The organism is Pseudorhodoplanes sinuspersici, assembly GCF_002119765.1.
Classification (GTDB): domain Bacteria; phylum Pseudomonadota; class Alphaproteobacteria; order Rhizobiales; family Xanthobacteraceae; genus Pseudorhodoplanes; species Pseudorhodoplanes sinuspersici.
This window is the reverse complement of sequence record NZ_CP021112.1, coordinates 575,755-600,535: the sequence shown is the minus strand read 5'-3', so window position 1 is coordinate 600,535 and position 24,781 is coordinate 575,755. Positions and strand designations below refer to the sequence as shown.

The following is a 24,781-nucleotide window of genomic DNA, read 5'->3' as shown; positions in this document are numbered from 1 at the left end:
CTCAAAACGGGATATCGTCGTTGAGAGACTGGCGCTGCATGGAAGCCTGAAAGCCGTCGACGCAGGCCTCGATGACGCGATCGATCTCCTCCGCGCTGCGATCGTGGAACGGCGCCATTAACCCGAGCTCGGTGAGCACCTCCGCAAGAAAGCGGCGCGCATCCTTGATCGCGCGCATCTCCATCTCGGTCTTGTCGATCATGCCGCGGTTCCTCTTGGCGATGGCAGCACCTACGTTGAGGCAGCGCGTCGAGCAGAAGGCGTAGGTCGGATAGCGATCGGCGCGGAGCTGGTGGGTGTAATAGAAGCCGCGAGCTGCCCGGCTGCAGATGGCGCAGGGCCTCAGCCCAAGTGTATCGAGAGCCTCTGCGACTCGGGTTCGTCGGGATGCCCCCTGATCCGCTGCGACGTCTTCACGATGAATGCGCTGATCGCGTTCTGCGCCATCGCCTCGAGATCGCGCATGGTCAAACAGCGGATTGGCTGGTTGAGGCCTCCTCTTCCTACGAGCCATTCGCCGATTGCTTTCGCCGCCTCGCGCGTGACGTGCGCCTGCCACTCGTCATCGGTCATGGCGCGTCGGTTGCCTCAGCCGTTGAGCCAGGCCGGACCAGGCGCAGGAACTGCTCCCTGAGGCGGCTTGGTTTCGCCCTGGTTGGCCCACGGCACGCCGGCTGGGGCCGGCGAAGGAGTTGCCGAGCTGCCCCAGGCAGGCGCCTGTGTCGCGGGCTCTGCGGATTTGCGCGGCTTGGCGTTGACCGGGTCCGGCTGCACGTTCTCGCCGCGCATCACTGCCGCATATTGCGGCTCGCCGGGCAGCACCACGTTCGCGAGCTTGTTCTGATCCTTGTATTGAGGGTTCGAGGCCGGCTCGATCATGATGCGGGCGGCGAACACGATACCGTCGAGTTGCTTCAGCCCTTGGATCATCCGTTTCTGCTTCGCGGCCGGACTCTCGTCCTTGGGATCGAGACCGAGCGCGCTGTCCACCATGGCGCGGAACGCGCTCTTCGAGATGTTCCAGCCCTTCGACTGCCCCTTCTCGTCGAGCTTGCCGCCGGCGACCGTGAAGTTCTGCCAGAACTTGCGCCGGACATAGGGGCCGGACACCACCGTGAATTCGCAGTCGAGCATCCTGGCGTCGCTCGACTGCGAGGCCTTGAGCAGGCCGGCATCCATTGGCGTCGAGCCATTCACGCCGCCCGGACGAATGGTCATCTTCACCTTGGCAAACGTGCCGTCCGGGATCAGTTCGCCCATGGGCGCCATCTGTGGCTGGGCGTCGTTGAGGTCGTACATCGCAGTCTCCTTTGATCAAGTTTCGGGTCAGGCGGCGCGCGCCTGCGGTGTGTTGATCTTGGCGAGCAGCGCGCCGAGGTCCGGCGGCTCGGTCATATCGAGACGGCCGCTGCGGTCCTTGGCGGGCAAGCCGTACGGATTGCCGGCGCGGCAGACGAAGCGGCGTTCGCTTGCCTTCTCGTCGAGCACGTAGTCGCCATCCGCGTCGCGCGAGAACAGATGCAGCGACATCACCTGGTCGACGATGCCGGGCAGCTCACGTCCGGCCTTGGAGCCTTCCATCTGTGGCTGCCAGGTCGTGACGTTGAACTCGTCCGTGACCTTCTCCAGCACGCCGACGAAGATCACGGTCTTGCCGGGTGCGTGCTGCAGGTGCTTGAGCGCCTGGATGACCTCGCGGCCGAGCAGACCATAAGCGCCGCGGACGTCCGGCTTGCCGGTGCGTTCCGAGAACGCCTCCGGCTGCTGGCGCGCATACGTCATCACCTGGCGCGTGAGATCGGTGATGCTGTCGACGAAGACGATCGACTTCGAGGCCAGGAATTCCTCGATGCCGCTGCCCGCATAGACGCCGCGGGCATGCTGAAGATGCTGCGCGCTGTACCAGGCGTTGGGATCGGCGGCTGGATCGGCGCCACCGATCAGGACCGCGAGGTCACGGAAATCGGCGAAGCTGCGGATCGGAATGCTTGCGCCCGGCCAGTCCTGGACGGACTTCATGCCGGCCTCGAGGTCGAGGCAGACCGTCCGATCGGCCGGCAGCGTCTTGAGGAGCGAAGTCTTCCCGGCGCCTGGCGGACCGAAGATGGCGAGCGAAGTCTTGTTGTTGGCTGCCGACAACCGCTCGTCGGCGGTTACGATCCTGACCGGCATCAACGCCTCCTCGATGAGATGATGGAAACGGCGGGGCGTTGACCGGGCGCCGAAGGACTGCCTGTCCGTTCTCGCGAAACGGACCGCCCCGCCGTTGTTCGTGCTGCCGATGGCGCGTGCATTAGGCCGCCTCGACTTCGTTCGGTGTCTCAATCCGATAGACGGGCCGGCCGGTCTCTACAGTGCGCGCGGGAATGAACAGTTCGCGCACCGGCCGCGGCCAATTGGCGAATGCTGCTTCCGAGACCTCGAGCTTCACTTTGAGGTAATCGGACGGATCATCGCCCCAGCCGGAACGGATAATCTCGGCCGCGTGCTTGAGCTTCTCCTGGTCCCATTTGACGCGCTTGGGTAGGTCGGCAATGACGATGAAACCGTTGTCCTCGAGGCGGACGATGCCAGTGTCCTTCCCCTCCTCGGCTCGGCGTTGCCGGGCGCGCGCGCCATACTTGAGGTCAAGCGCGCTGCGCACCTTGTCCTCGATCCGCGCGAGACTTGCCTTCTGTTCGGCGAGGTCGTCGAGGATGCAAGCGAGCTCGGGTGCCGTGAGCGACGCGATCGATTCTGGATCGAGGTCGCGGACGTGCTCGGCCATGACAGCGATGTCGGACATGGTGTTTCCTTTCAGGCTGCCAAAGCGGTGGGGATCGGATGCGCTGCACATTCGGCGAAGGGGTCCGGCATGCACCGTGGATGCGGCGCCGACCGGCTCTGCGCTGACCGGCCTGGCCGCGCTTTCACCGCGAGATAGAGGTAGTCCTCGGCGCCAAGCCGCTTCTGCACCGGGATGACGAGTCCTTGGCTAGCCGCGACCATCACACGGGTGGCGACGGCATGAAGGTTTGCTCGGGTCGGCCGGTCGAGCACGTTGGCGCTCGGCATTCGATCGAAGCCAAGATGCCCGCGGTAGTAGATGGCACGGTCGCCCGGATTGGCGTCGATCAGCCAGTCCACGAACGTGTTCTCGTCGAATGGCACCGCGAACCGATCGATCGGCAACAGCGGTGTCGTGGGTGGGACCAGCCGGTGACGCATGGGCAGACCTCTCCGCTTCGGCTGACGCGGGCGCGCAGCCGTCATGACTGTTTGGCAGTGTTGGACTTCGTCTCCTCAAACCCGGGCTCCGCTGAGCTTTCGTCCCCTCTGTAGCGAAAGACGTCCTCGTCTTTCCCAAGAGGTCCAAGCCCTCTCATTCCTCGTTGGCGAACCGGTGTCGGACGATACCCAGGCAGACCAGTCGATAACGGACCTCGCGCAGCCTTCGGTAAAACTCGCTGGTGGAGAGGCCCGAGCGACGCTGGGCTGCTGCGAGATCGCCGTCTTCGAGGAGCGATAGCCGCGCGACCCGGGCGAGGTCATGGGGCAGCGCGGCAATGAGATCAGTAAGCACGAGTGGGAGCTGCAGCTCGCGCTCGACATCGGGGCCGATCCACTGCTCTGCTTCGAGTAGTTCGCCCAGCGTGGTGATTCTCCCGCTACCGGCCGGCTGATCGAGCGAGCCACCGCGGATGCGGCGTTCGGCCCCAATCTCGTCGGCCACTCCTTGCGCCGCCTGGCGCGCCACGCGATCCGCGAAGGACGACCATGCGCCTCGCGCCGGATCGAAGAAGCGCCGCCGTTCCAGCAACACGAGCAGGATGTCTTGCTCGACGTCTTCTCGCTCCGCATCATTAAGACTCATTGTGCGCGCGACGCGGCGGGCATGATAGGCAGCAGTGCCCATCATTGTACGCAGCGCCCGGTGGTCGAGCGAAGGATTCGAGCCGTCCGTGAATTGATCGAACTCCTCGACGCGTTCATTGCTAGTGCGATTGCTCATGGGCGGGATCTCCATGAGCGGCATGCTGCCGGAACGCGCCGTGGGCTGTCTGTGGGACCGTTGCGGGACGCGAGGGGGTGCGTTGGGGGACGAATGTGGGACGACGTTGGTTCGGGCCGGCGTATGCCCCCCGTCGCCTCACGCGCTCGCGCGATTGGCCCGTCGAAAGAAACGCGAACGCTCCAATGCGTCTGGAAGCTTGAGCCGGTAAGCGCCGCACCCATCAGACTCGACGAGATCGCGCCAGTCGGGGTGTCGTTTGAACACATCGAGCAGCCGAGTCGAATGAGAGCCGGCCTCGCGCAGCAACTGCTTGCCCGAGACCCATGGCTTTCCCGCGCCGGCGGATTCGTGCAGCAACCGCACGATCGCAGCTTGCACACCGCGGAAGCGGAAGGCGCGGCCAGCGACGATCACTTCCGAGAAATCAGCCGTGTGCTGCATCTCGCGCTTGGGCTGGCGTGCGCTGGCATCGAAAGGGCCAAATTCTTGTTCAAAGCGGATCACCTCCGCGTCCGTGACCAGGAGATCGACTGGCTCAACGCGTATCGGCGTGCTTGGCGAGCATATAGAAAGAAAGCGCCCAGGCTCCGCTTTGAATTCTGAGACCACATAGTAGCCACGGCGCAGAACGGCCGAGAGATCGCCTGGGCGCAGCGGCAGAAGCCCATCGTGGCGCCAGGTTTGCTCTGTGGATCGGCCCCACGGTGCCTTGGGATGTGTTGCCGTGCCGCTAATCACATCAAGCTCGTGCGTGCGGATTGATATCTCGATGCGCCCGTTCTCGGCGAAATAGGCTGTATCGAGCCGCCGCATCCCCCACCGCTGCTCGACCTCGGTAAGCGCGTAATACTCTTTCTGCGGCAACGACATACGCTCGCTCCCGTCATCCTTCGCCCCCACGCTGGCCATCCGGCGACGCAGGGGACTTGATTGTTGTTCTCTGTTTGTTCTATACACGAATCATCCAACAGTGCAAGCTCGTTTGTTGGACGATGTTAGGAGGTGATCCATGTCCACGGCTCTTGCGGAGCGCATCCGTGCCCGGGCCCGGCAAATGGATTTGCCGCTCACCCGGCTCGCCGCCGAGGCGAAGGTTAACAGGTCTTTTGTTTACGACATGCTTTACGGTCGCTCGCAACATCCAAGCAAGGACAAGCTGGAACGCGTCGCCAAGCGCCTCAAGGTTGGGGTCGATTGGCTCACCAGTGGGCGCGGCTTCATTGATGGCGAGGAGCCCGGCCGCGAGGGCGATGCCGCTTACGTTGCAATCCGGTCGGTGAAGATTGCTCCCGCGATGGGCGGCGGTCGCATCGTTGAGGAGGTCGAGGAAGGAGAGCCGCTGCAATTCCTCGCTCGCTGGGTGCGCGACACGCTTAAAGTTCAGCCCGACGACCTGCGCATTATGCGGGTCGAGGGCGACAGCATGGAGCCAACACTGTTCGATCGCGACACCGTGCTCGTTGATCTCACTAAGAAAACCCCCTCGCCGCCGGGAATCTTCGTGCTTAACGACGGCATGGGGCTGGTCGCCAAGCGCGTCGAGATTGTCCCGCGCTCCGATCCGCTGCGCTTGCGCATCGTGTCGGATAACGCCCGCTACGCAACCTACGATGTGACGGTCGATGAGGCCAACATCGTCGGGCGCATCCGCTGGTTCTGCCGCGAGCTCTGAAGTGACTTCGGAGACCTCCTGGGAAAAATTGCCGTGGCCATCGCTACAAAGAGGGAGCAATCAGTGGAATTCCTCGCCCTATGTTCAATGGCATCGACCCATGCCGCCTCTCGGCCGCTGAACGGCTCGACGAGATCGCCGATATACTGGCCGCCGGCCTCATCCGGCTGCGCGCGCGAAAGTCCAGTTATTTATCTGACGACCGCAGAGAAATTGGCCTCGACTTCTCGCCCGGCCAACGCGGTCATGCGCCTCACGGAGAACGCGAGGCGCAATCATGACCAACGGCGTGCTGGCCAAATTGGCAGCGCTGAAGACGACGCCGACGCCGAAATTGAAGGAGCAGTGGCGCGAGCTCTTCGGCACGGAGCCGCCGCCATACAACCGGCGCTTCCTCGAAAACCGTCTCACCTACCGAATCCAAGAACTCGCTTATGGTGGGCTCAAGCCCGAGACAATCGAGCGGCTCGAGGCCATTGCCGAGGACCTCGATGGCGGAGATCCTGCGCGGCGCCGGCAGCCGGCGAAGGACCGGCCAATCGCCGGCACGCGACTTATCCGCGAATGGCAGGGCGTCGAGCACTGCGTGACTGTGCTGGACGATGGCTACGAGTACCAGGGCCGGCCCTACAAGTCGCTTTCAGCCATTGCCCGCGCGATTACCGGCACGCGCTGGAATGGGCTCATCTTCTTTGGCTTGAAAAATCAGCGAGCGGCGCGATGAAAAAACCCATCGTCCGCAAGCTCCGCTGCGCGGTCTACACCCGCAAGTCGAGCGAGGAAGGCCTCGACATGGAGTTCAATAGCCTCGACGCCCAGCGCGAGGCCTGCGAGGCCTACGTGGCGAGCCAGAAAGCCGAAGGCTGGCTCCTGGTCCCCGACCGCTACGACGATGGCGGTTTTTCAGGCGGCACCCTGGAGCGACCGGCGCTGCAGCGCTTGCTTGCTGATATCCAAGCCGGCCGCGCCGACGTGGTGGTTGTCTACAAGATCGATCGCCTGTCGCGCTCGCTCATGGACTTCGCCAAGCTTGTCGAGGTCTTCGACCGCAACAACGTCACCTTCGTGAGCGTGACGCAGTCATTCAATACAACGACATCGATGGGGCGACTGACGCTCAACATCCTCCTTTCATTCGCGCAGTTCGAGCGCGAGGTCATAGGCGAGCGCATCCGCGACAAGTTTGCCGCCTCCCGCAAGAAGGGCATGTGGATGGGTGGCTGGATCCCGCTCGGTTACGAGCTGAAGGACCGCAAGCTCGTGGTCAATGAAGCAGAGGCCGCCACCGTGCGCATGCTGTTCCAGCGGTTCCTGCGTGTCGGATCGATGACCAAGCTGGTCGTGGCGCTCCGGTCAGAGAGCATGACCACAAAGGGCGGCAAACCCGTCGACAAGGGCTACGTCTACAAGATTCTAAACAACCGAGTTTATCTCGGCCAGGCCGTCCACAAGGGCACAGTGTATCCGGGCGAACATCAGGCGATCATCGATCAGTCCATCTGGGATCGCGTGCACGGCATTCTGCGCGAGAGCCCGCGCAAGCGGGCGATGAACACCCGGGCGCAAACGCCCGCCCTGCTGAAGGGTCTGATTTTCGGACCGACAGGCGTTGCCATGTCACCCGCCTACACGCGGCGCAAAGGAAAACAGTACCGCTACTATGTTTCGACCGATGTGCTGAAACGCAACCCCACCGCATGTCCGGTCCGCCGGGTGCCGGCAGCCGAAATCGAAAACGCCGTCATTGACCAGCTGCGCGGATTGCTGCGCGCGCCCGAGATGGTCGTGCGCACCTGGCGGGCGGCACGGCAATCGACCGAGAAGGTTTCCGAGGCTGAGGTGCGCGAAGCGCTGGAACGGCTCGATCCGCTGTGGGACGAGCTGTTTCCGGCTGAGCAAATGCGCATCGTCCAGCTCCTGGTCGAGCGCGTCGACGTTCACCTCGACCGGCTCGATGTACGACTGCGCGCTGCTGGACTAACCAAATTGGTCGACGAACTGCGTGCGCGGCCTGATCCCCTTGAGGCTCGGAGGGCCGCATGACGATGCGTGGCGATCTCGATGATAGAGGCGATACCCTTACGGTCTGCATACCCCTGCGCATCCGGAAGCGTGGTGGCCGCAAGCTCATGATCGCCCCTGACGGCGCCGGGGCGTGGCCGCCACCGCGCGCGCGCGTCGACAACGCCCTGGTAAAGGCCGTGGCGCGCGCACACCGGTGGCGGCGGTTGCTGGAGAGCGGCGAATACGCCACGATTACCGAACTCGCTGCAGCAGAAAAAATCAATCAATCCTACGTCTGCCGCATCCTGCGCCTGACGTTACTTGCTCCCGACGTTACCGAATCGATTCTCGATGGACGGCAACCTGCCGAACTCGACCTCGACTCGCTGCTGAAGCCATTGCCAGGAGATTGGGCGGCACAGGCAAACGTCCTGCTCAAGAACCGCGCGGTTCGTCAGCGACCGCGCCGGCCATCAAAGGTTATTTAACGCTTTGGATCATATGGTTAATCATGAGTGAATCATCTGGCAGCCCGCTACTGGACATCTCCCCCGCGGCAGAGGTCGCCTTGATCGAAGGTGCCCGTGACGCCGAGCCCGTGCGCGGTCTCACCCACGGCTTCTATAAGTACCCGGCTCGATTCTCGCCGGTCTTTGCCCGTGCGGCGATCGAGGCGTTCACGAAACCTGGCGATCTCGTCCTCGACCACCATGTCGGTGGGGGTACCACGCTCGTCGAGGCTCTCGCAGCGGGAAGACACGCAATTGGGGTCGACATCAGCGCGCTGGCCGAATTCGTTGCGAGGGTAAAGACGACCGTCTATTCAGAGGCCGAACTTGAAACGCTGCAGAACTGGGCGAGTCGACTGCCGTCCTCAATCCACATCCGCAAGGCTTCGATTCACTTCAACGACTATGCGGAGCTTGGCTACTACAAACATCTCGACGATCGCTCGCGCTGGCGCCTGCGGAAGGCGATCGAACAAGGACTAGGCTCCGCGATCAAGCTCGGCACACCCCGTCTCGAAATGTTCGGCCGATGTGCTGTTTTGCGAACCGCTCAATGGGCGCTCGACGGCCGCGCCAAGCTTCCATCGCTGGACGATTTTCGCGAGTTCCTTCAGGAGACCGTCGAAAGCATGGTCGAGGGCGCCTATGCCCTACGAAAAGCAGTTCCGGCACCGCGTCCTATTGTCCAAGTTATCCATCGTTCGGCTGCTGGCCTTCAAGATGACGAGCGCTTGCGGGGATGGCGCGCGCCGCGATTGGTACTAACCAGCCCACCGTATCCCGGCGTGCATGTCCTCTACCATCGATGGCAGGTCGACGGCCGCAAGGAGGCGCCATTGCCCTTCATGATCGCTGGCAAGCTCGACGGTGCAGGCAGTAGCTACTACACGATGGGGGACCGAAAGTACCCCGAACTCGCGACTTACTTCTCAAACATCAAAGCAACAATGTCGTCGGTTGCGGCGCTGGCCGCTGACGACACTGTTGTTGTGCAGATGGTGGCCTTCTCCGACCCACGTTGGCAACTTCCGCGCTATCTCGAAACGATGGCTAAGGCAGGCTTTCAGGAATTGTTCTTGCCAGCACTTCGGGACGAACGCGACGGCCGGCTGTGGCGGAGCGTGCCCGGCCGGCGCTGGTACTCCGATCAGCGCGGCGAGACGCCCGGTTCAAACGAGGTGGTGCTTATTCACCGCAAGGCAGGCAGCGCGCCTTCACGTCGCCCCACACAAGTTGTCATTTCGCAGCCACATCCATCAGCCTGATCATCGTCATCGCGACCCGTCTGATTTCCTCCCGCCGTCTTGCATCTGCGGCGTCGACCCCCTCCTCTTTCTGCCCCTGTGTAGCCTGGTACATCTGGTAAAGGTGGAAGGCGATATGCGAGGTGTATTTGTTCACCTTACGCTCGACGTCCTGCTCGGTATTGCGCTTCGTCAGCGCACGACGAAAGTCGCGGAGCGCTGCCATGTCCTCGTTGATGATGAGGGTTAGAGGCGCGCGGTCCGTCGGCGCGAGGAATGCGCCCGGATCGTCGTCCGTCCACTCGTCCGCGTTCCAGCATGGCTGGTCGTAGTCGTCCCGCTTAATCACTTTGAGCTGGTACGGCGGCCGCCGCATCTGACCGGTCTTGAACTCTCCGTCGACGAGCTGCGGCTTGCGGGGATCCGGCTCGGGCGGAGGCGGAGGTTCGACAACCAAGGCCTCAAAGAACGCGTAGAGCTCGCGGCCGCGCGGACCGTGCGCGGTGACCTCGAACTTGAGCTTATCGCCGGGCGTCCAATCCTCGCGCGGGGAGATCAGCAGGCTGAAGCGGCCGGCCAGCGGCTCCGAAAAGTTCATCTCGGGCTGCGGACGGGGGTCGCTGGTCACTTTCGCCGACAGCGTCCACTGCGGCACGTTCGCGTTGAGCAGGCGGTCCTTGCCGTCCCAGCGCAGGCGGACGTGGACGTCGCCGCCGTCGGTGCGAATCTTGATCGGCTCGCGCGACGACACCTTGAGGTACGTCGGCTCGTCGAGAAGCTTCGGCTCCGGCGGAGGAGTGTCCGGCTTCACCACGACGTTGAGCTCCAGGAGACGCGTCTCCTTGATACCATTGAAGCGGACGGCGACTTTCACCTTCGCGCGCACCGGATATTGGTCGGTGTCGAAGCCCTCTGGCTCATTGAACAGCAGCGTTAGCTTACCGTGCGTATCGAGCTTCTGGTGTTTCACATTGAGTTCGAGCACGCCTGGATCGTTCTCGACGTTGAACTGCGCCACCGCGGGCCAATGGCCGGACGGGATCGACTTCACGGAGATATCGCGCGCCTGGTTGGGACGCAGGCGCACGTTCGCGGAGCCGGACGACAGCACCGGATAGTCGGCGGCCTGGCCGGTGTCGGGCGGCAGCAGCGTCACGACGCCGTCCTTGACCACCGTCTTGAACCCGAGCTCATCGCTGTCCTTCGAGTCGCCGGCCGAGCCCTGGCCCTCAGCGAAGTCATGGCCGTGTTCGTGGTGCGAGTCGATGAGCTGGTCGAGCGTTTGCTTGACCTTCTCGTCGCCGGCGGAGAGCTCGGAGACGGCTTCCTCGGCCTCCTCTTCGAGCCTAATCAGGTCGGGATCGTTCTTCAGCGTGGCAATGATGCGCTTGGAGATCGCCTCGAAGATGTGGCCCTTGTAGAAGTTCTGCCGGGAGCCCTGCATCATCTTGCCGATCGCCTCGGGCGCGAGACCGTCGACGTCAACTGCGATCATCATGCGCGAACGCAGATACTTGAAGCCGAGCTCCTGCACGATGAACGTATTGTCGAGCGCTTCCTGGCGCTGGCCGTTGACCAGGAAGACGACGCACCGCTTGCCCTTGTTGGATTCGAGGTACGACGTCATGGGCGTGCTGCCCTGCGCCTCGAAGGCGAAAGCTTCACTCTCGTCGGCGTCGAGCGGGATCGCAACCTCCTTCGCCTCCTTGCCCTTCTTCTGCTTGGGCGGAAGGACGAAAACCCGGATGGAGATAGTCCCCAGGTCGGCGACGGGAACATCGTCGAACAGTGAGGAAACCTGGACTGCTGCTGCTTCGGCCATGGTGCGCTCCTAACCGACCGCCTGCGAGGCGAAGGCCTTGTCGAGTGCGGCGTTGCGGCCGGCCGATTGGCTGATGAGACGGACGCGTCGCGCGAGGCGGTGCGCGGTGCCGAGCATGGGCTCGGGCTTATCCTTCAGGGCGTAGAGGTCGTAGGGCAGCACGGGGTTGAATAGCACGTGGTTCAGTGCCGGATACATCAGGCGTGCGATTGCCGAGTCGGCGGTGCCGAAGTCGTACTTGATGTGCGTGAACTGTGCGCCGTGCTCGAAGCCGGCCTTGTCGGCCTCCGCCGCCGATACGCGTGGCACCTGCCCCTCCTCCGTCGCGGCCAGGTACGCCCAGTAGAGGTCGCGCCGGCCCTTCGGGTAGATCGCACGGACGATGGACCAGCCGGCACCATCGTCCTCGTCCGGCTTAAGGATGTCGGGCGCGCGCCGCGTCACCACGATCGAGTATTCGGCGACCGAGAATGCCGACGAGCCGCCCTGCCCAAACACTCCGATGAGGTAGGGCTTGTCGGCCTTGTCGCTTTCGCCAAGCGACAGCAGAGTTCGGTGCATCTTCTGCGGGACCTGCCCCATGCCATGGTCGCGGATGGTGACGGAGAACTGCTTCGACTTCTTGTCGTGGTCGAGCGTGACCGACAGGTTCTTCCGCACCTCGTCGATCTTGGCGCGGAGTGCGTTGCGCTCCTCGTCTTCGAGGCGCTCGATGGTGTCGATCTTCGGGAAGCCAAAGTAGCGCAGCACCGCGTCGCGCGGGTTGGCCGGCCTCACCGCCCCCGGGTTCTTCTTGAGTTCCCGGAGACGGGCGAGCTCGATCAGCGCCTCCATCCCGTTTACCGTGCGCTCCGCAAGCGGGTTCATCGGCTCGCCGGCGAGCTTGATGCGCCCACCATTCCCGCGATCAAGGCCCACCGGTACCCAGTGGAGCTTGCCGTCCCGCCAAGACGACGAGCGGTCGTCGGCGGAGACCCATTGGTAGTCATCAGGGGAGACGATCGGCAGCGTGGCCAGGATTGCCTCGATCTGGGCGGTCGATCGAGCGGTCAGCAAACGACCGAGTAGGTCGGTTGACGTGGACGCAGTCATTCACTCCTCCCGTGCTTAGGCACGCCTAGAGAACTCTAAAGTTTGAAATCCACGACGTCTTTGCCCCCGGTCGAGAGCATGCGGGCCCTAAGAGCCTCGATCTCCCGGCTCAGCGCACCGGCGATCTTCTTTACGTCGGCCTCGGTATAGTCGTACGCGTTCCGATTGCCCAATTTGGCGATAATTCGAATGGCCTTGATCGCCGTTCTCGTGCGGCTTTCGGCCAACAGGACAAATTTTTCGCGCTTGCTGGTGGCCTTTGCGGCCTTGCTTTCTTTGCCTTCAGCTCCCGCTTTGTCGAGCATACGAGCCTCCGTGGCCTACGTTTTATCCGCTAATTTAGTCGATATAAAATCATTTAATTTGGGCGATGTATAGAGTCAAATGGAATCTCTTCCAGGGGCAAAATCCAGGTGCCAACCAGGTGCCAATTGGAAGCTACCAGCCGGCAGAGGGTTTGCGGGAGGAGCGGCTAAATTGCTGTTGAATCGTATGTTTTCGCCTGGTGGGAGGCGGGAAGCCTAGCGACCAGCGGGTGGCGGAAAACCGAATAGATTCGGAGGCCGCGGGTAGCCCGTCCGCCTAAAGAAGGCCTCATAAATTCTCAGCAGGGCGGCATCGATCGCCTGGCTGGATACCTCCGCCAAGACGAACGTCTCAGAGAACGTGTCGTCGCGGAGTTCGTAAGGATTATCGATGTTCGTATTAATGACGAGCGAATAGCCGAGCATGCCAGCAGCGCCGAACTCGACCGTATAGGGCGGTGGAATACCAAGCTTGGTCTGCATGAAATCGACGTGCCGCGTGAGCGCTTCGCGGAACGCTGTCTCCAACAGCTTCACCGGAACCAGTTTGCCGTACTCGTTATCAACTAGCAGGTCGCGGCCGATGCTCCATATCTCGCCGTTATGAAACACTTGCGTGGCAGCGCGGAGTCGGCCGCCAGAGCCGCTCACCGGCTCCAGAAGGACGGCGCCGCGAGCATTGTGGTGAGGCAGGCCAGCCTGCTGCCGATACAGCAGCCCAAACTGTGACTGCCGAGCCAATCCATACAGTTCGCCGGTTGTGAACGGCTTGGCGAGCGCCGTCCGCGGAGAGAGCTTTAGATACATTCCCTTATCATCGGCAAATCCATACTCGGTCTCGTCGTCGAACTTCGCCACGACCTCGCCGCGCTTAAACCACACGGCTGGCGTCGTCGCGGGCGGAACCGAGGGAAAGGGTGGCGTGACGACCGCGGGGGCGGCTCCGAGAAATCCGCGTAGGGCGGTCACGAATTGGCCGCGCAATTTGGCGTGCTCAGCAACTATCTCTTCTTTTGTTGCGTCCGGCCTCAAGCTGTAGATGATCGGCCCCGCATGGTGCTGCAGATCGAATGGCAGAAATTCCCTGCCGCCGTAGTGCTCGTTCAGGACCATCAGCACCCGCTCGTCTCCTAGCGCATGCTGGGCGTACCCAAGCTCGATCGCCACGTTTGGGTTCATGTTTCTCTTTTCGCGTGAATCCCTGATACCTCTCCGCCTCGGAATCTTCGACACGGGCGCAACGTCGCCGATGAACACCGCGGATTCGCGTATCTTGCGTTTGATGGTATCGGCGAGAGCCGGGCTGCCGGTGACGTTTTGCCTATCCTGATCGAGATGCATGCTTTCGCGGTTCTCGGCCTTGGTCGGCTCTTCCACCTCTTCCGGCTGCTTCAAGACCTTGATGGCGTCCACCAGTGCCTCGCGCACGAAGTAGCGGCCCGTTTTACCCGGTGTGTCAGACTGCCAAGCCCAGAAGATCTTCATCGGGTTCCCGACAGACTCGCGCTCACCACCAGAGAGCCGCCCATGGCCGCAGCATCTCCCAATAGGTGATCGGCGTGAGTACGCGGATCCCGAGCTCACGCTCGATATGAGCGGCGTTCTTTGGAAGCTTGCGTTCCATGGTCAAAAACGAGTCACACTGCAGGAAGACCGCATCCTGCAACAGGATGCGGTCGCCCGCCCCGAGATAGCCGAACTTTGGCTCGTCGAGCCTCGACGCGAGCGCTCGGCTCTCCGGCGATGCGCCAGTCTCGTGCAAGAAGCTTCGCGAATAGTCGTCGATCTCGAACAACCATTGCAGGTGACCAAAATCACCCTTCGCTGCCGCCTCCTGTCGACTCGCATCTGAGACGATCCATTGAAACATCGCACGGCTCGTAACCTGGCACACCGCTCTCAGTGCCTCGACATTGTCCAGGCCATCCGGGATCCGGTGAATGGCATCATGGGGCCGGATCGAACCACCGTCATAGATATACTCGCCGTATTTCTGCAGGGTTTGGACCGTACAGGAGTCGATGAAAATGCGCCGCGGTAGAGCCTCAAAAGAGCCAGCAGCCGGCCGGGGATTATCAGTCGAGCGGGCGATTCGATGATCCATTGTGAAGTATACCGTTATCCCAATTCAGTTCCTAAGGTCCGCGGAGCAACTGATCTGCGAGCGCTCGTAGCGCGGCGACGAAAATTGTACCAGCTATCAAAGATCGGTTTGGCGACGACGTGCACTCGCCACTCAAGTCACCTTGCCAATCGTACGGATTGCGTTCAGCGAAAAAGCCTCGGCCGTTCAACGACATCGAAATCCGTACCGAATTCATCTAGTCCACAGGTCGAGAGAAACACAGCCCACAGAGAACGACGACTCCATTGACGGAAGGCGCGGCAGTGCAGAGGTCCGCTGCAAAAGTCCCGCAGGACGTGGCGATTTTCACCACATCAGATCGCGCGAGAGAACGCTAGCCACAGAGCAGTTGGCGGAGAGAGAGGGATTCGAACCCTCGATACGGTTTCCCGTATACACGCTTTCCAAGCGTGCGCCTTCAGCCACTCGGCCACCTCTCCGGCGCGGGTCTTTTGACCGCATCTGCCGGATTTATCAAGAGAAACGGTCGCGATGCACAGACGATTAAACGGTGCCGGCCGGATTGCTCAATTGACCAGCCGGATCTCGCCACAGACGGAGAGATCATAACCCCCAAGGTCTGACGCGCGCTGCCGGAAACGGTCCGACCGGACAAAGCCGAACAACGCCGACGGTCCGGGCAAAAAATAGTCGCGCTGGCGCAGAACAAGGTCGAAGCGCTCCCAGATCAGGGGCACGAACTCCATTCCCGCAGCCTGCGCGACCGAGCGCGTGGCGATGCCGCAATCGGCCTGCCCGCGCCGGATCCTGTCGGCGATGTCGGTGCCGGTGACGCAATCCGGCCGGGTGAGATTCAGCGCGGCAGGGTCGATGCCGACGCTGGCCAGCAGTGACAGCAGCAGCAATTGCGCGCCGGCCCCGTCCTGCCGCCGCGCGACCCGCAGGCCGGAATGGGCCAATTGGGCGATGTCACGAAGGCCGAGCGGGTTGCCAGGAGCGACCACAAGCCCCTGTTCGCGCAAGGAGAATCCGATCAGCACCGCATCATGCAGCCCCGGAGCCTCGGTAACGGCATCGATATTGGCGCGGTCATGTTCGCCCGTTAACGGGTGCAGGTGGATCGCCGCGGCGATGACCTCGCGGCGGGCGAGGCGGCGGAGGCCGGCCTCCGAGCCTTCCGGCAGGCTGGCGAGGCCGCAACCGCTCTCGCGCAAGGCCCATTCCAGCAGCGGGTCGTGGCTGCCGCCGACGATGGGCGGCGACGAGATCTCCAGTGTTTTCAACGAGGAAGGCAGGCCGGACGCAACCCAGCGGTCGAGCGCGGCCTTCGGAAACAGCCAGCGGCCAGTAACCTTGCTGCAGGGGATCGCGCCACTGGCCACCAGCTCATAGAGCTTGCGCTCGCTCAACCGCAGATACGTGGCGGCCTCGTCGGTATTGAGTAATTCCGGCATGAACAGGCCTGCGCTGAGATGAATTTGCTCCGAAAATTGACCCTTATGCGTGTGAATGCAACAGCAATTGCATGCCGACCGATGCTTCAGCCTTGGACTTGATCCTGCGGGCCGATCCGGCCCTGCTGGCGATCGTTCGGCTGTCGCTGATCGTCAGTCTGTCGGCGGTGGCCTGCGCTGCCGTGATCGGGATACCGTTCGGGGCCTTGATCGCATTGACGAAATTTCCTGGACGCAATGCCGTTATCATCGTCCTGAATGCGTTGATGGGCCTTCCCCCGGTGGTGGTCGGTCTCGTTGTCTATCTTCTTCTGTCGCGTTCCGGCGCGTTCGGCTCGCTGGGCCTCCTCTTCACGCCGACGGCAATGATCATTGCGCAGACCATTCTGGTTGCACCGATCATCGCCGCGCTGGCGCGGCAGACCATCGAGGATCTCTACGCCGAATACCGCGACGAACTCGACGCGATGAATGTCGGGCCGCTGCAACGGGTTGTGACGCTGATCCGCGACGGGCGCTATAGCCTGGTGACGGCTTTGCTGGCGGGCTTTGGAAGAGCCGCGGCGGAGGTTGGCGCGGTCATCATTGTCGGCGGCAATATCGATGGCTTCACCCGCGTGATGACGACCGCAATCGCGCTCGAAACGTCGAAAGGCGACCTTTCTCTCGCCATTGGTCTTGGCGTCATTCTGCTGACTTTGGTGATGATCGTGAATGCTCTGGCCTGGGCGATGCGCCGGGCCGGCGAACGCTACGCCGGGTGATGGCGATGCGCGCACCGCTTTCCGATCTTCCTGTCATGCTCGAAGAAGTCTCGTTGCTCGCGCGCGAGGTGACGATCCTCGACCACGTCACGCTGACCTTCTCCGCCGGTGCTCCGACCGTTCTGGTCGGCCCCAATGGTTCGGGCAAGACCAGCCTGATGCGCGTGGCGATGGGCCTCGTCCGGCCGACATCCGGTCGCGTCACCTTCGGCGGACGGAGCGATGTGCCGCCGCTGCGCCGCGCCATCGTGTTCCAGCGGCCGGTGATGCTGCGACGATCCGCGATCGGCAATCTCCACTACGCACTCGCCGCTGCGGGTGTCCCTCGCACTGAGCGCAGCAAGCGTGCGGATGAATTGCTGGCGCTGGTCGGATTGAGCGGACTTGGCGAGCGCCCGGCGCGGCGCATGTCCGGTGGCGAACAGCAGCGTCTTGCGATTGCGCGTGCGCTGGCCAAAGAACCGGAAATTCTTTTTCTCGACGAGCCGACGGCAAGTCTCGATCCTGCCGCGACCAAGGCCACCGAAGACATCATTCAAAACATCGCCGCACGCGGCATCAAGATCGTGATGGCGACACACAACCTTGGCGAAGCGCGCCGTCTCGCCGGCGAGATCGTGCTGATGCATCGCGGGCGCATTGTGGAGGCGGCCGACACGATGACCTTTTTCAATTCGCCAAAGACCGACGCCGCACGTCGTTTCGTCGCCGGCGAGTTGCTTGTTTGAATGATCGACAGCCGGAGGAAAGATATGCTTTATCGTCGTCAGCTTGTTGCATTCGGTGCCGTTGCGCTGATCGCTCTTACATCGCCCGTACTCGCGCAGGACAAATCTCAGGACAAATCCCAAGACAAATCCATCGTCGTGTCATCGACGACATCGACCACGGATTCCGGCTTGTTCAATCATATCCTGCCGCTGTTCAAGAAGAAGACCGGCATCGACGTGAAGGTGGTCTCGCAAGGCACCGGTCAGGCGCTCGATACCGGCCGCCGTGGCGATGCCGACGTCGTGTTCGTCCATGCCAGAGGACAGGAAGAGAAATTCGTATCCGAGGGCGCGGGCGTGAAGCGCTACCCGGTGATGTATAACGACTTCGTCCTGGTCGGGCCGAAGAGCGATCCGGCCGGCATCAAGGGATCTAAAGACATCGTCGCGGCGCTGAAGACGATCAAGAGCAAGCAGGCGCCGTTCATCTCGCGCGGCGACAAGTCCGGGACGCATTCGGCCGAACTCAATCTCTGGAAGCAGGCCGGCATCGATATCGCTGCCGATAAGGGCCCTTGGTACAAGGAGATCGGGCAGGGCATGGGCGCTGCGCTCAACACCGCCTCGGCGTCGAACGCCTATGTGCTGACCGATCGCGGGACCTGGCTGTCGTTCAAGAACAGAGGCGATCTCGATATCGCCGTTCAAGGCGACAACAAGCTGTTCAATCAATACGGCGTCATTCTCGTCAATCCGCAAAAGCATTCGCATGTGAAGAAAGCCGAAGGGCAAGCCTTCATCGACTGGCTGGTGTCGCCGGAAGGGCAGAAGGCGATTGCCGATTACAAGATCAACGGCCAGCAGCTGTTCTTCCCGAACGCAACCGCGCAGGGCGTGTGATGGAAACAGCCGGTTGTGCCATCTCCGTCACCCTGAGGTGCTCACGCGAGAATCGCGTGAGCCTCGAAGGGCGACAGCCCGGATTGCGGCCATCTGGGCCGTGCATCCTTCGAGGCCCGGCTTCGCCGGACACCTCAGGATGACGGTTCATAGAGCTGCGCAAGCGGCAGCGATCTTGGGAGCGCTTATGGTAACAAACACCACCTCCCACGCTGCCGATATTGTTCTCCTGCACGCCGCCGGCAGTCTGCGCGGCGCGCTGACCGAGGTCTCGACCGCGTTTGAAAAATCGTCGGGCGTGACGGTGCAGCCGAAATATGGACCGTCAGGTCTTTTGCGCGATGCGATTGCGAAAGGCGAGAAGGCGGACGTGTTTGCGTCGGCTAATATGGAGCATCCGACGTCCTTGTCGAAAGCGGGCAAGTCCGGACCTGTGCAATTGTTCGCGCGCAATCGTCTTTGCGCGCTGGTGAAGCCCGGCCTTGCCGTCACGCCTGCGACATTACTGGAGCGCATGCTCGATCCTGCGATCAAGCTCGGGACGTCGACGCCGAAAGCCGATCCGTCGGGCGACTATGCTTTTGAAGTCTTTCGCAAGGCCGATGGTTTGAAAGCGGGCGCGAATGACGTGCTGTCGAAAAAGGCGCTGCAATTGACCGGCGGACCGAATTCGCCGGCGCCGCCGAAAGATCGCAGCGTCTATGGTGCGCTGGTTGCGGCCGGAGAGGCCGACATCTTCCTGACTTATTGCACCAATGCGCTGGTGGCGCAGCGGGAAAATCCCGGCCAGCAGATCGTGGCCCTGCCGGACAGCCTTGCCGTCGGCGCCGATTATGGACTGACGGTGGTGAAGGGTGTTTCGGCGGATGCGGAGCGGTTTGCCGCATTCATCTTGTCGCAAGAGGGGCAGGATATTCTGGTGAAGCACGGGTTTGCCGGCGTGAAATAAATTTCCCCGCTCATTCCCGCGAACGCGGGAATCCAGTTCTTGGCTCTGGGTCCCCGCCTTCGCGGGGACGAGCGGGATCAAGACCAGAGCAAAGGAAGCCGTTTATGAAACTCAGCGCACGTAATCGGATCAAGGGCAGGATTGTCGACGTCAGGCTGGGCACAACCACCGCACATGTGAAGATCGATATCGGCGGCGGGCAGGTCATCACCGCGGCCATCACCAACGAAGCGGTCGACGAGATGGACCTTACGGTTGGGCGGGAGGCCTACGCTGTGATCAAGGCCAGCGACGTGATGATCGGGATGGATTAGTCTTCCTCTCCCCGTAAGAAGGGGAGAGGGAAGAAAAGGTGATATGCTCTCCCGCCGCTCAGTCCTTGCTGGTCTGTTATCGACGCTGCCGCGCGTCGCGCAGGCGCAGAGCGTTACCGATGCGACGGGGCGGGTGCTGGCGATCCCGGCCAATGTGACGCGCGTGTTTCCGGCCGGTCCGCCAGCCGCCATCATGCTCTATACACTGGCGCCGGACTTGCTGATCGGCTGGCCCCGCGCCAATCGCCTGGAAGAACGCGAATATCTGTTGCCCGATATCGGTTCGCGGCCCGAGATCGGCCGCATCACCGGGCGGGGCAACACCGCCAATCTCGAAATGCTGCTGGCGCTGAAACCCGATCTTATTCTCGATATCGGTTCGACCAGCCGGACCTATGTCACGCTCGCCGAGCGCGTGCAGGAACAGACCGGTATTCCCTATGCACTGCTGGATGGCCGCTTCGAAGCGACTGCCGCCTCCTATCGCAAGCTCGGCGAACTGACGCGCCACGAGATGCAAGGGAAGGAATTTGCCAGTTACACGACGCGCACGCTCGACACCATTATGCAGCGCATTGCCAATGTCGCGCCGGACAAGCGGCCGCGGGTCTATTTCGCACGCGGTCCGCGCGGACTTGAAACCGGGCTCGGCGGTTCTATCAATGTCGAAACGATCGAATTGCTGGCGCGCAATGTTGCCGGCGAACGAAAAGGCGGCCTTGCCACGGTGTCGATCGAGCAAGTCTTGGTGTGGAATCCGGATGTCATCATCACCATCGATCGCGATTTTGCATCGAATGTGAAAGGCGATCCGGCGTGGAAAGGGGGCACCGCCGTGCAGGAAGGCCGCGTGCATCTTGCACCGAAGTTGCCGTTCGGCTGGATTGACTTTCCGCCGTCGGTGAACCGTCTGATCGGTCTGTGGTGGCTGGCGAAGATTCTCTATCCTGAGCGTTTTCCCGAAGACATCCGCGCGATCGCGCGTGATTTCTATGCGCGCTTCTACCACGTCACGCCGACCGACGCGCAGATGGATGCCGTGCTGGAAGGGCGGGGGTGATGATGAGTCTCGTGTCCCGGACGCGGTGCAATGCGCAGCGTTGCATCGCCGAGCCGGGACCCATTTCTTCTGATAATGAGTGGGACCCGGTTCTGCGGTGCACCGCATCTTCTTGCGTTGCACCGCGCCCGGGACACCGAGGTTGATGATGCCCCGCTCCGCACTTCCCGGCACACTCATCGCGATTGCCGTGCTCGTTGCCGGCTTCGCCGCGGCATTCCTGATCGGCCGCTTTCCGGTATCGATCGGCGATATCATCGCGGTGCTGTGGAGCAAGGTCGCCGATGGCGCAGCGGACGTTCCTGCGGCGACCGAAGCCGTAATCCTGCAGGTGCGCGGCCCGCGTGTGATCGCGGCTTTTCTGGTCGGCGCGGCATTGGCGGTGGCTGGCACAGCCTTTCAGGGCCTGTTTCGCAATCCGCTGGTGTCGCCCGATATCCTTGGCGCCTCGTCCGGTGCCGCGCTCGGTGCGGTACTCGGCATCTATTTCTCGCTTGGTGTTCTCTCGATACAGATCTTTGCTTTCATCGGCGGTCTTGTGGCCGTGACTGCGGTGTATCTGATCGGGTCGGCGATCCGCACACGCGATCCGGTGCTGGTGCTGGTGCTCGCCGGCGTCGTCATCGGAGCGCTGCTCGGCGCTGGCGTCGGGCTCGTGAAGTATCTCGCCGATCCATACAACCAGTTGCCGGCGATGACCTTCTGGCTGCTCGGCAGTCTGGCTGCGGCGAATGTGTCGGATCTCGTTCCGCTGTTCGGGCCGGTGCTGCTCGGCAGTGTCGTGCTGCTGGCCTTGCGGCACCGCATGAATGTGATGTCGCTGCCGGAAGAGGAGGCGCGCGCACTTGGCGTGCCGACCGGAGCGTTGCGCGTTGCCATCGTTGCCGCGGCGACGCTTGTCACCTCGGCGAGCGTTGCGACCGCGGGCATCATCGGCTGGGTCGGCCTCGTGGTGCCGCATCTGGCGCGCTCTCTGGTCGGGCCCGATTTCGCGCGGCTGCTGCCGGTGTCGGCGATTCTCGGCGGCGGATTCTTGTTGTTCATCGACACCATCGCGCGCAGCGTGGCGCAGGTGGAAGTGCCGCTCGGTATTCTGACGGCGGTGATCGGCACGCCGTTTTTCATCTGGCTTCTCGCCAGTGTGAGCAAGACGTGGTCGTGAGCGATCCGGCATGACGATCGAAGGCCGCGATCTCTCCATCGGTTATCCGGACCGCCTGGTCGGCAGCGGATTGAATGTGCGCCTCGCGGAGGGCGAGGTGCTGGCGCTGCTCGGTCCGAACGGTGGCGGCAAGACGACCTTGCTCAAGACGCTGCTGGGGCTGCTCGTACCACGGCGCGGTGAGGTGCGCGTCATGGACAAGCCGTTGCACGAGCTGCCGATCGCGGAACGCGCGCGGATGATCGGCTATGTGCCGCAGGTGCATCACGGCACCTTCGCCTTTACGGTCGAAAGCGTTGTGCTGATGGGGCGCACGGCGCATGGTTCTCTGTTCGCCGCGCCAAGTGCGGATGACCGCGAGATCAGCATGGCGATGCTGGATCGCTTTGGCATCGCATCGCTGGCGCAGCGCGCCTACACGGAAATTTCCGGCGGTGAACGGCAATTAGTGCTGCTCGCACGCGCGCTGGCACAGGAGCCGCGCTTCATCGTTCTCGACGAGCCGACGGCCAGCCTTGATTTCGGCAATCAGGGCAAGGTGATGAACGAGATCCGCGGACTTGCCGAGGCCGGGCTCGGCGTGTTGTTCACGACGCACGATCCGAACCACGCGATGCGGGCCGCGACGCGCGTCTATCTTCTGCGCGACGGCACCCGCCTCGCCGAAGGCAAGGTGACGGATGTGCTGACAGTGGAGAACCTGGAAGCCCTGTATCGCGCCAATGTACAGACGTTGCGCGACGAGCGAAGCGGCGGGGTCGCTTTCCTGCCGGGGTGATATCGAGCCCGCGCGCGGGCATGAGCGGAGTAGGTGGCTCAGACCTTGTCGAACACCATCACTTTCGAGACAAAGGCCGGCTCGTCCCGCACATGCGTCAGGCCGTGTGTCTTCGCGATATGCGCGAAATCCTCATCGAGATAGCTCTCGAAATAAGGCTCGTGATAATTCTGCGGGAAGCGTTCCAGGATGCCGTCATAATCGGGCACGTCGCGCCGCTGCAGCGAATCGACGATCACAAGGCGCCCGCCGGGTTTGAGCACACGCGCGCATTCGCCGATCACCGTGCGGCGGACCTGCGGCGGCAATTCGTGCATCGTGAAGATATTCGTCACTGCATCCTGGCTGGCATCCGGCAGCGGCAGGCTTTCGGCATTGCCGACGATCGTGCGCACGCGCGACCAGCGCCGCAGATGCTTCCGCGCATGTTTGATGTAGGGCTCGGACAGATCGATGCCGGTCACCGGCAGCCGCGGCCAGGCTTGCTTGACGAAATCGAGAAAGCGGCCGGTGCCGCAGCCGATATCGGTGAGCGTCAGCTTGCGCTGATCGCGGCCCTTGAAAATCTCGTACAGCTCCGGCAGCGCCATGCGGCGCATCGCATTGGCGGTGCCCTTGAACAGCACCTCGACCTGGGTGTCGTAGCGTTGCGCAGAGTCCTCGGTCAGCCAGCCGCCGGACTGATAGTGGAAATTCTGCAAGTAATAATCCGGCCGTTTGCCGCGCGTGGTCTCGTCCAGCACCTCATCGTGACGGCGTTCCTTGCGGCGGCGATGCACATCCGGCAGATCGTCGAAGAACAGGCGCGAGCGATAGATCCGCGTCAGCAGCGAGCCGTCATGGTCGGCCGGCAGCGGATAGAGGCCTTCCTCGACATTGGCCAGATCGCGCGCCATGAGATCGGCCATGTCGCCATAGAGCCGGCTCTGACTCAGCACCGGCGCGCGATTGTCGCCGTCCCATCTTTTTTCCGGCGGCGCTTCGTTGCTCTCGCGCCGCTTTACCTCCGCCGCCAGCCGCTGCAGCGCATAGCCGTGGCCGGCATACCAGGCGAGGCGCGGCAATTGCATCGCGCCATAGGCGACACGGGTGGCGAGGCGGGTCAGCGGGCTCATCGACAGTCCTGTCCGTCATGCTCTTCCTTGGAAATATAGCAAGGGAACCGCATGCCGCCATGCTCTGGCCGCACGACGCCGGAATTGTCATGATGCGATTGACGTTTGGGAGGAGAAACCGTGAGCACCATTCCCCATGAGGACCTGGCCTTTCTCGAGAAGCCCGAAAACGCTTATCTGACCAAGGCGCAGATCCTGAAATGGGAGGAGGGACGCACCTTCCACACCGACTGGGCGGCGCATCACTTCTTCAACTGGGCCGAACTGCTGCATCCGCTGCGCGACAGGAGGGTCCGCATTGTCGAAGTGGGCTCGTGGGAAGGCCGTTCGGCTTTGTGCTTCCTCAACGTGCTGCCGCATTCGACCATCGTGTGTATCGATCCGTTTGCCGGCAATGTCGAGCATCACGAGAATCCTTACTTCGCCGATCTCGCGCGCAAGAGCGAGCAGCAGTTCGATCACAATCTGGCCGGCTACGAGGCGCGGATCGAGAAGATCGTCGGCAGTTCGGCGGAGGTGCTGCCGCGCCTTGGCGCCGCCGGCCGGCGCTTCGATGTCGCCTATATCGACGGCAGCCATATCGCGGCGGATGTCTATCGCGATGCGGTGATGGCCTGGTCGCTTTTGGATCGCGGCGGCATCGCGATATTCGACGATTACGAATGGCCGCTGATGGACACCGAGGAGGAGCGGCCCAAGCTCGGTGTCGACATGTTCCTGGCCGCGATTCCCGGCCAGTATCGCGAGCTGCATCGCGGCTATCAGATCGCGATCGAGAAGGTGTAGGTCTCGTCAATCCGGGGCGCGACGAAGCCGCAAACCTGGAATGATAACGGCGGCCCATTGA

At 62.4% G+C, this 24,781-nt stretch carries 30 protein-coding genes and 1 tRNA gene; 15 read left to right on the top strand and 16 right to left on the bottom strand.

Translation table 11 applies throughout. From position 1 onward, the window contains the following. Position 1: 1 nt before the first annotated feature. The 8 genes from CAK95_RS29800 to CAK95_RS02990 all read right to left on the bottom strand — a co-directional run bounded on the left by CAK95_RS29800 (position 2) and on the right by CAK95_RS02990 (position 4,864). Complete coding sequence (locus CAK95_RS29800) at positions 2–202, bottom strand: DUF6511 domain-containing protein (RefSeq protein ID WP_245303602.1); 201 nt, start codon at positions 200–202, stop codon at positions 2–4. Positions 203–342: 140 nt separating this feature from the next. Further along, entirely contained in the window at positions 343–573 is a 231-nt protein-coding gene (locus tag CAK95_RS03020) for a hypothetical protein (protein ID WP_086086481.1), read from the bottom strand. A 15-nt stretch (positions 574–588) separates the two neighbouring features. After that, positions 589–1,299, bottom strand: a complete 711-nt coding sequence (locus tag CAK95_RS03015) for a hypothetical protein (RefSeq protein ID WP_086086480.1) — start codon at positions 1,297–1,299, stop codon at positions 589–591. Between the two features lie 27 nt (positions 1,300–1,326). Beyond that, a complete protein-coding gene (locus tag CAK95_RS03010; protein WP_086086479.1) occupies positions 1,327–2,172 on the bottom strand; it encodes an ATP-binding protein in 846 nt (281 codons plus the stop codon). A gap of 121 nt (positions 2,173–2,293) precedes the next feature. Next, complete coding sequence (locus tag CAK95_RS03005) at positions 2,294–2,785, bottom strand: hypothetical protein (RefSeq protein ID WP_086086478.1); 492 nt, start codon at positions 2,783–2,785, stop codon at positions 2,294–2,296. Positions 2,786–2,796: 11 nt separating this feature from the next. Next, positions 2,797–3,207: a hypothetical protein gene (locus CAK95_RS03000; protein ID WP_086086477.1), complete on the bottom strand. Its 411-nt coding sequence runs from the start codon at positions 3,205–3,207 to the stop codon at positions 2,797–2,799. A gap of 154 nt (positions 3,208–3,361) precedes the next feature. Then, positions 3,362–3,991 carry a sigma factor gene (locus CAK95_RS02995; RefSeq protein ID WP_086086476.1) on the bottom strand — a complete coding sequence of 210 codons (630 nt, stop codon included), beginning with the start codon at positions 3,989–3,991 and terminating at the stop codon, positions 3,362–3,364. Positions 3,992–4,129: 138 nt separating this feature from the next. Beyond that, positions 4,130–4,864 carry a hypothetical protein gene (locus CAK95_RS02990; RefSeq protein WP_086086475.1) on the bottom strand — a complete coding sequence of 245 codons (735 nt, stop codon included), beginning with the start codon at positions 4,862–4,864 and terminating at the stop codon, positions 4,130–4,132. Between the two features lie 139 nt (positions 4,865–5,003). On the opposite strand from CAK95_RS02990, the gene CAK95_RS02985 reads away from it, so the two are divergent. From CAK95_RS02985 to CAK95_RS02960, 6 genes are all read left to right on the top strand, one after another. Further along, positions 5,004–5,666 carry an XRE family transcriptional regulator gene (locus CAK95_RS02985; protein WP_086086474.1) on the top strand — a complete coding sequence of 221 codons (663 nt, stop codon included), beginning with the start codon at positions 5,004–5,006 and terminating at the stop codon, positions 5,664–5,666. Positions 5,667–5,746: 80 nt separating this feature from the next. Then, the gene (locus CAK95_RS02980; protein WP_086086473.1) at positions 5,747–5,947 is read left to right on the top strand and encodes a hypothetical protein; all 201 of its coding nucleotides are present in this window, start codon (positions 5,747–5,749) and stop codon (positions 5,945–5,947) included. Further along, a complete protein-coding gene (locus CAK95_RS02975) occupies positions 5,944–6,390 on the top strand; it encodes a DUF2924 domain-containing protein (RefSeq protein WP_086086472.1) in 447 nt (148 codons plus the stop codon). The genes CAK95_RS02980 and CAK95_RS02975 overlap by 4 nt, the downstream gene beginning before the upstream one ends. Then, entirely contained in the window at positions 6,387–7,709 is a 1,323-nt protein-coding gene (locus CAK95_RS02970) for a recombinase family protein (RefSeq protein ID WP_086086471.1), read from the top strand. The genes CAK95_RS02975 and CAK95_RS02970 overlap by 4 nt, the downstream gene beginning before the upstream one ends. After that, a complete protein-coding gene (locus CAK95_RS02965) occupies positions 7,706–8,158 on the top strand; it encodes a hypothetical protein (protein WP_245303601.1) in 453 nt (150 codons plus the stop codon). Before CAK95_RS02970 ends, CAK95_RS02965 begins: the two co-directional genes overlap by 4 nt. 23 nt (positions 8,159–8,181) lie before the next feature. Next, on the top strand, positions 8,182–9,444 hold the full coding sequence (locus CAK95_RS02960) for a DNA methyltransferase (RefSeq protein WP_086086470.1): 1,263 nt from the start codon (positions 8,182–8,184) through the stop codon (positions 9,442–9,444). Here CAK95_RS02960 and CAK95_RS02955 read toward each other — a convergent pair. The 7 genes from CAK95_RS02955 to CAK95_RS02925 all read right to left on the bottom strand — a co-directional run bounded on the left by CAK95_RS02955 (position 9,416) and on the right by CAK95_RS02925 (position 16,182). Next, positions 9,416–11,245, bottom strand: a complete 1,830-nt coding sequence (locus CAK95_RS02955) for a hypothetical protein (RefSeq protein WP_086086469.1) — start codon at positions 11,243–11,245, stop codon at positions 9,416–9,418. The genes CAK95_RS02960 and CAK95_RS02955 overlap by 29 nt on opposite strands. Before the next feature lie 9 nt (positions 11,246–11,254). Beyond that, complete coding sequence (locus tag CAK95_RS02950) at positions 11,255–12,337, bottom strand: ATP-binding protein (protein ID WP_086086468.1); 1,083 nt, start codon at positions 12,335–12,337, stop codon at positions 11,255–11,257. Positions 12,338–12,372: 35 nt separating this feature from the next. Then, the gene (locus CAK95_RS02945; protein ID WP_086086467.1) at positions 12,373–12,642 is read right to left on the bottom strand and encodes a hypothetical protein; all 270 of its coding nucleotides are present in this window, start codon (positions 12,640–12,642) and stop codon (positions 12,373–12,375) included. A gap of 216 nt (positions 12,643–12,858) precedes the next feature. Then, positions 12,859–14,127 carry a hypothetical protein gene (locus CAK95_RS02940; protein WP_086086466.1) on the bottom strand — a complete coding sequence of 423 codons (1,269 nt, stop codon included), beginning with the start codon at positions 14,125–14,127 and terminating at the stop codon, positions 12,859–12,861. Positions 14,128–14,149: 22 nt separating this feature from the next. Next, complete coding sequence (locus CAK95_RS02935) at positions 14,150–14,746, bottom strand: hypothetical protein (RefSeq protein ID WP_086086465.1); 597 nt, start codon at positions 14,744–14,746, stop codon at positions 14,150–14,152. A 371-nt stretch (positions 14,747–15,117) separates the two neighbouring features. Continuing rightward, positions 15,118–15,207, bottom strand: a tRNA-Ser gene (locus tag CAK95_RS02930). Between the two features lie 87 nt (positions 15,208–15,294). Continuing rightward, positions 15,295–16,182 (bottom strand): helix-turn-helix transcriptional regulator, encoded by an 888-nt coding sequence (locus CAK95_RS02925; protein WP_086086464.1) that lies wholly within the window; start codon positions 16,180–16,182, stop codon positions 15,295–15,297. Positions 16,183–16,253: 71 nt separating this feature from the next. Between CAK95_RS02925 and CAK95_RS02920 the strand changes: the two genes are divergently transcribed. The 8 genes from CAK95_RS02920 to CAK95_RS02885 all read left to right on the top strand — a co-directional run bounded on the left by CAK95_RS02920 (position 16,254) and on the right by CAK95_RS02885 (position 22,819). Beyond that, the gene (locus tag CAK95_RS02920) at positions 16,254–16,946 is read left to right on the top strand and encodes an ABC transporter permease (protein ID WP_086086463.1); all 693 of its coding nucleotides are present in this window, start codon (positions 16,254–16,256) and stop codon (positions 16,944–16,946) included. Beyond that, positions 16,946–17,674, top strand: coding sequence for an ABC transporter ATP-binding protein (locus CAK95_RS02915; protein WP_183044316.1), 729 nt, complete (start codon positions 16,946–16,948; stop codon positions 17,672–17,674). The genes CAK95_RS02920 and CAK95_RS02915 overlap by 1 nt, the downstream gene beginning before the upstream one ends. Before the next feature lie 24 nt (positions 17,675–17,698). Further along, complete coding sequence (locus tag CAK95_RS02910; RefSeq protein WP_086086462.1) at positions 17,699–18,556, top strand: ABC transporter substrate-binding protein; 858 nt, start codon at positions 17,699–17,701, stop codon at positions 18,554–18,556. A gap of 139 nt (positions 18,557–18,695) precedes the next feature. Then, a complete protein-coding gene (locus CAK95_RS02905) occupies positions 18,696–19,505 on the top strand; it encodes a molybdate ABC transporter substrate-binding protein (protein ID WP_086086461.1) in 810 nt (269 codons plus the stop codon). A 104-nt stretch (positions 19,506–19,609) separates the two neighbouring features. Beyond that, a complete protein-coding gene (locus CAK95_RS02900; RefSeq protein WP_086086460.1) occupies positions 19,610–19,819 on the top strand; it encodes a TOBE domain-containing protein in 210 nt (69 codons plus the stop codon). A gap of 43 nt (positions 19,820–19,862) precedes the next feature. Continuing rightward, positions 19,863–20,879 (top strand): iron ABC transporter substrate-binding protein, encoded by a 1,017-nt coding sequence (locus CAK95_RS02895; RefSeq protein ID WP_086086459.1) that lies wholly within the window; start codon positions 19,863–19,865, stop codon positions 20,877–20,879. Between the two features lie 145 nt (positions 20,880–21,024). Beyond that, entirely contained in the window at positions 21,025–22,041 is a 1,017-nt protein-coding gene (locus tag CAK95_RS02890; protein ID WP_086086458.1) for a FecCD family ABC transporter permease, read from the top strand. 10 nt (positions 22,042–22,051) lie between these two features. Then, positions 22,052–22,819, top strand: a complete 768-nt coding sequence (locus CAK95_RS02885) for an ABC transporter ATP-binding protein (protein WP_086086457.1) — start codon at positions 22,052–22,054, stop codon at positions 22,817–22,819. A gap of 38 nt (positions 22,820–22,857) precedes the next feature. Here CAK95_RS02885 and CAK95_RS02880 read toward each other — a convergent pair whose 3' ends face one another. Beyond that, a complete protein-coding gene (locus CAK95_RS02880; RefSeq protein WP_086086456.1) occupies positions 22,858–23,934 on the bottom strand; it encodes a class I SAM-dependent methyltransferase in 1,077 nt (358 codons plus the stop codon). Positions 23,935–24,054: 120 nt separating this feature from the next. On the opposite strand from CAK95_RS02880, the gene CAK95_RS02875 reads away from it, so the two are divergent. Next, the gene (locus CAK95_RS02875) at positions 24,055–24,720 is read left to right on the top strand and encodes a class I SAM-dependent methyltransferase (protein ID WP_157699513.1); all 666 of its coding nucleotides are present in this window, start codon (positions 24,055–24,057) and stop codon (positions 24,718–24,720) included. Positions 24,721–24,781: the final 61 nt, after the last annotated feature.

Excerpts from the sequence above, each read along its gene's own strand:
- CAK95_RS29800 (WP_245303602.1), bottom strand. The coding sequence starts at position 202 with ATGATCGACAAGACCGAGATGGAGATGCGCGCGATCAAGGATGCGCGC.
- CAK95_RS03020 (WP_086086481.1), bottom strand. The coding sequence starts at position 573 with ATGACCGATGACGAGTGGCAGGCGCACGTCACGCGCGAGGCGGCGAAA.
- CAK95_RS03015 (WP_086086480.1), bottom strand. The coding sequence starts at position 1,299 with ATGTACGACCTCAACGACGCCCAGCCACAGATGGCGCCCATGGGCGAA.
- CAK95_RS03010 (WP_086086479.1), bottom strand. The coding sequence starts at position 2,172 with ATGCCGGTCAGGATCGTAACCGCCGACGAGCGGTTGTCGGCAGCCAAC.
- CAK95_RS03005 (WP_086086478.1), bottom strand. The coding sequence starts at position 2,785 with ATGTCCGACATCGCTGTCATGGCCGAGCACGTCCGCGACCTCGATCCA.
- CAK95_RS03000 (WP_086086477.1), bottom strand. The coding sequence starts at position 3,207 with ATGCGTCACCGGCTGGTCCCACCCACGACACCGCTGTTGCCGATCGAT.
- CAK95_RS02995 (WP_086086476.1), bottom strand. The coding sequence starts at position 3,991 with ATGAGCAATCGCACTAGCAATGAACGCGTCGAGGAGTTCGATCAATTC.
- CAK95_RS02990 (WP_086086475.1), bottom strand. The coding sequence starts at position 4,864 with ATGTCGTTGCCGCAGAAAGAGTATTACGCGCTTACCGAGGTCGAGCAG.
- CAK95_RS02985 (WP_086086474.1), top strand. The coding sequence starts at position 5,004 with ATGTCCACGGCTCTTGCGGAGCGCATCCGTGCCCGGGCCCGGCAAATG.
- CAK95_RS02980 (WP_086086473.1), top strand. The coding sequence starts at position 5,747 with ATGTTCAATGGCATCGACCCATGCCGCCTCTCGGCCGCTGAACGGCTC.
- CAK95_RS02975 (WP_086086472.1), top strand. The coding sequence starts at position 5,944 with ATGACCAACGGCGTGCTGGCCAAATTGGCAGCGCTGAAGACGACGCCG.
- CAK95_RS02970 (WP_086086471.1), top strand. The coding sequence starts at position 6,387 with ATGAAAAAACCCATCGTCCGCAAGCTCCGCTGCGCGGTCTACACCCGC.
- CAK95_RS02965 (WP_245303601.1), top strand. The coding sequence starts at position 7,706 with ATGACGATGCGTGGCGATCTCGATGATAGAGGCGATACCCTTACGGTC.
- CAK95_RS02960 (WP_086086470.1), top strand. The coding sequence starts at position 8,182 with ATGAGTGAATCATCTGGCAGCCCGCTACTGGACATCTCCCCCGCGGCA.
- CAK95_RS02955 (WP_086086469.1), bottom strand. The coding sequence starts at position 11,245 with ATGGCCGAAGCAGCAGCAGTCCAGGTTTCCTCACTGTTCGACGATGTT.
- CAK95_RS02950 (WP_086086468.1), bottom strand. The coding sequence starts at position 12,337 with ATGACTGCGTCCACGTCAACCGACCTACTCGGTCGTTTGCTGACCGCT.
- CAK95_RS02945 (WP_086086467.1), bottom strand. The coding sequence starts at position 12,642 with ATGCTCGACAAAGCGGGAGCTGAAGGCAAAGAAAGCAAGGCCGCAAAG.
- CAK95_RS02940 (WP_086086466.1), bottom strand. The coding sequence starts at position 14,127 with ATGAAGATCTTCTGGGCTTGGCAGTCTGACACACCGGGTAAAACGGGC.
- CAK95_RS02935 (WP_086086465.1), bottom strand. The coding sequence starts at position 14,746 with ATGGATCATCGAATCGCCCGCTCGACTGATAATCCCCGGCCGGCTGCT.
- CAK95_RS02925 (WP_086086464.1), bottom strand. The coding sequence starts at position 16,182 with ATGCCGGAATTACTCAATACCGACGAGGCCGCCACGTATCTGCGGTTG.
- CAK95_RS02920 (WP_086086463.1), top strand. The coding sequence starts at position 16,254 with ATGCCGACCGATGCTTCAGCCTTGGACTTGATCCTGCGGGCCGATCCG.
- CAK95_RS02915 (WP_183044316.1), top strand. The coding sequence starts at position 16,946 with ATGGCGATGCGCGCACCGCTTTCCGATCTTCCTGTCATGCTCGAAGAA.
- CAK95_RS02910 (WP_086086462.1), top strand. The coding sequence starts at position 17,699 with ATGCTTTATCGTCGTCAGCTTGTTGCATTCGGTGCCGTTGCGCTGATC.
- CAK95_RS02905 (WP_086086461.1), top strand. The coding sequence starts at position 18,696 with ATGACGGTTCATAGAGCTGCGCAAGCGGCAGCGATCTTGGGAGCGCTT.
- CAK95_RS02900 (WP_086086460.1), top strand. The coding sequence starts at position 19,610 with ATGAAACTCAGCGCACGTAATCGGATCAAGGGCAGGATTGTCGACGTC.
- CAK95_RS02895 (WP_086086459.1), top strand. The coding sequence starts at position 19,863 with ATGCTCTCCCGCCGCTCAGTCCTTGCTGGTCTGTTATCGACGCTGCCG.
- CAK95_RS02890 (WP_086086458.1), top strand. The coding sequence starts at position 21,025 with ATGATGCCCCGCTCCGCACTTCCCGGCACACTCATCGCGATTGCCGTG.
- CAK95_RS02885 (WP_086086457.1), top strand. The coding sequence starts at position 22,052 with ATGACGATCGAAGGCCGCGATCTCTCCATCGGTTATCCGGACCGCCTG.
- CAK95_RS02880 (WP_086086456.1), bottom strand. The coding sequence starts at position 23,934 with ATGAGCCCGCTGACCCGCCTCGCCACCCGTGTCGCCTATGGCGCGATG.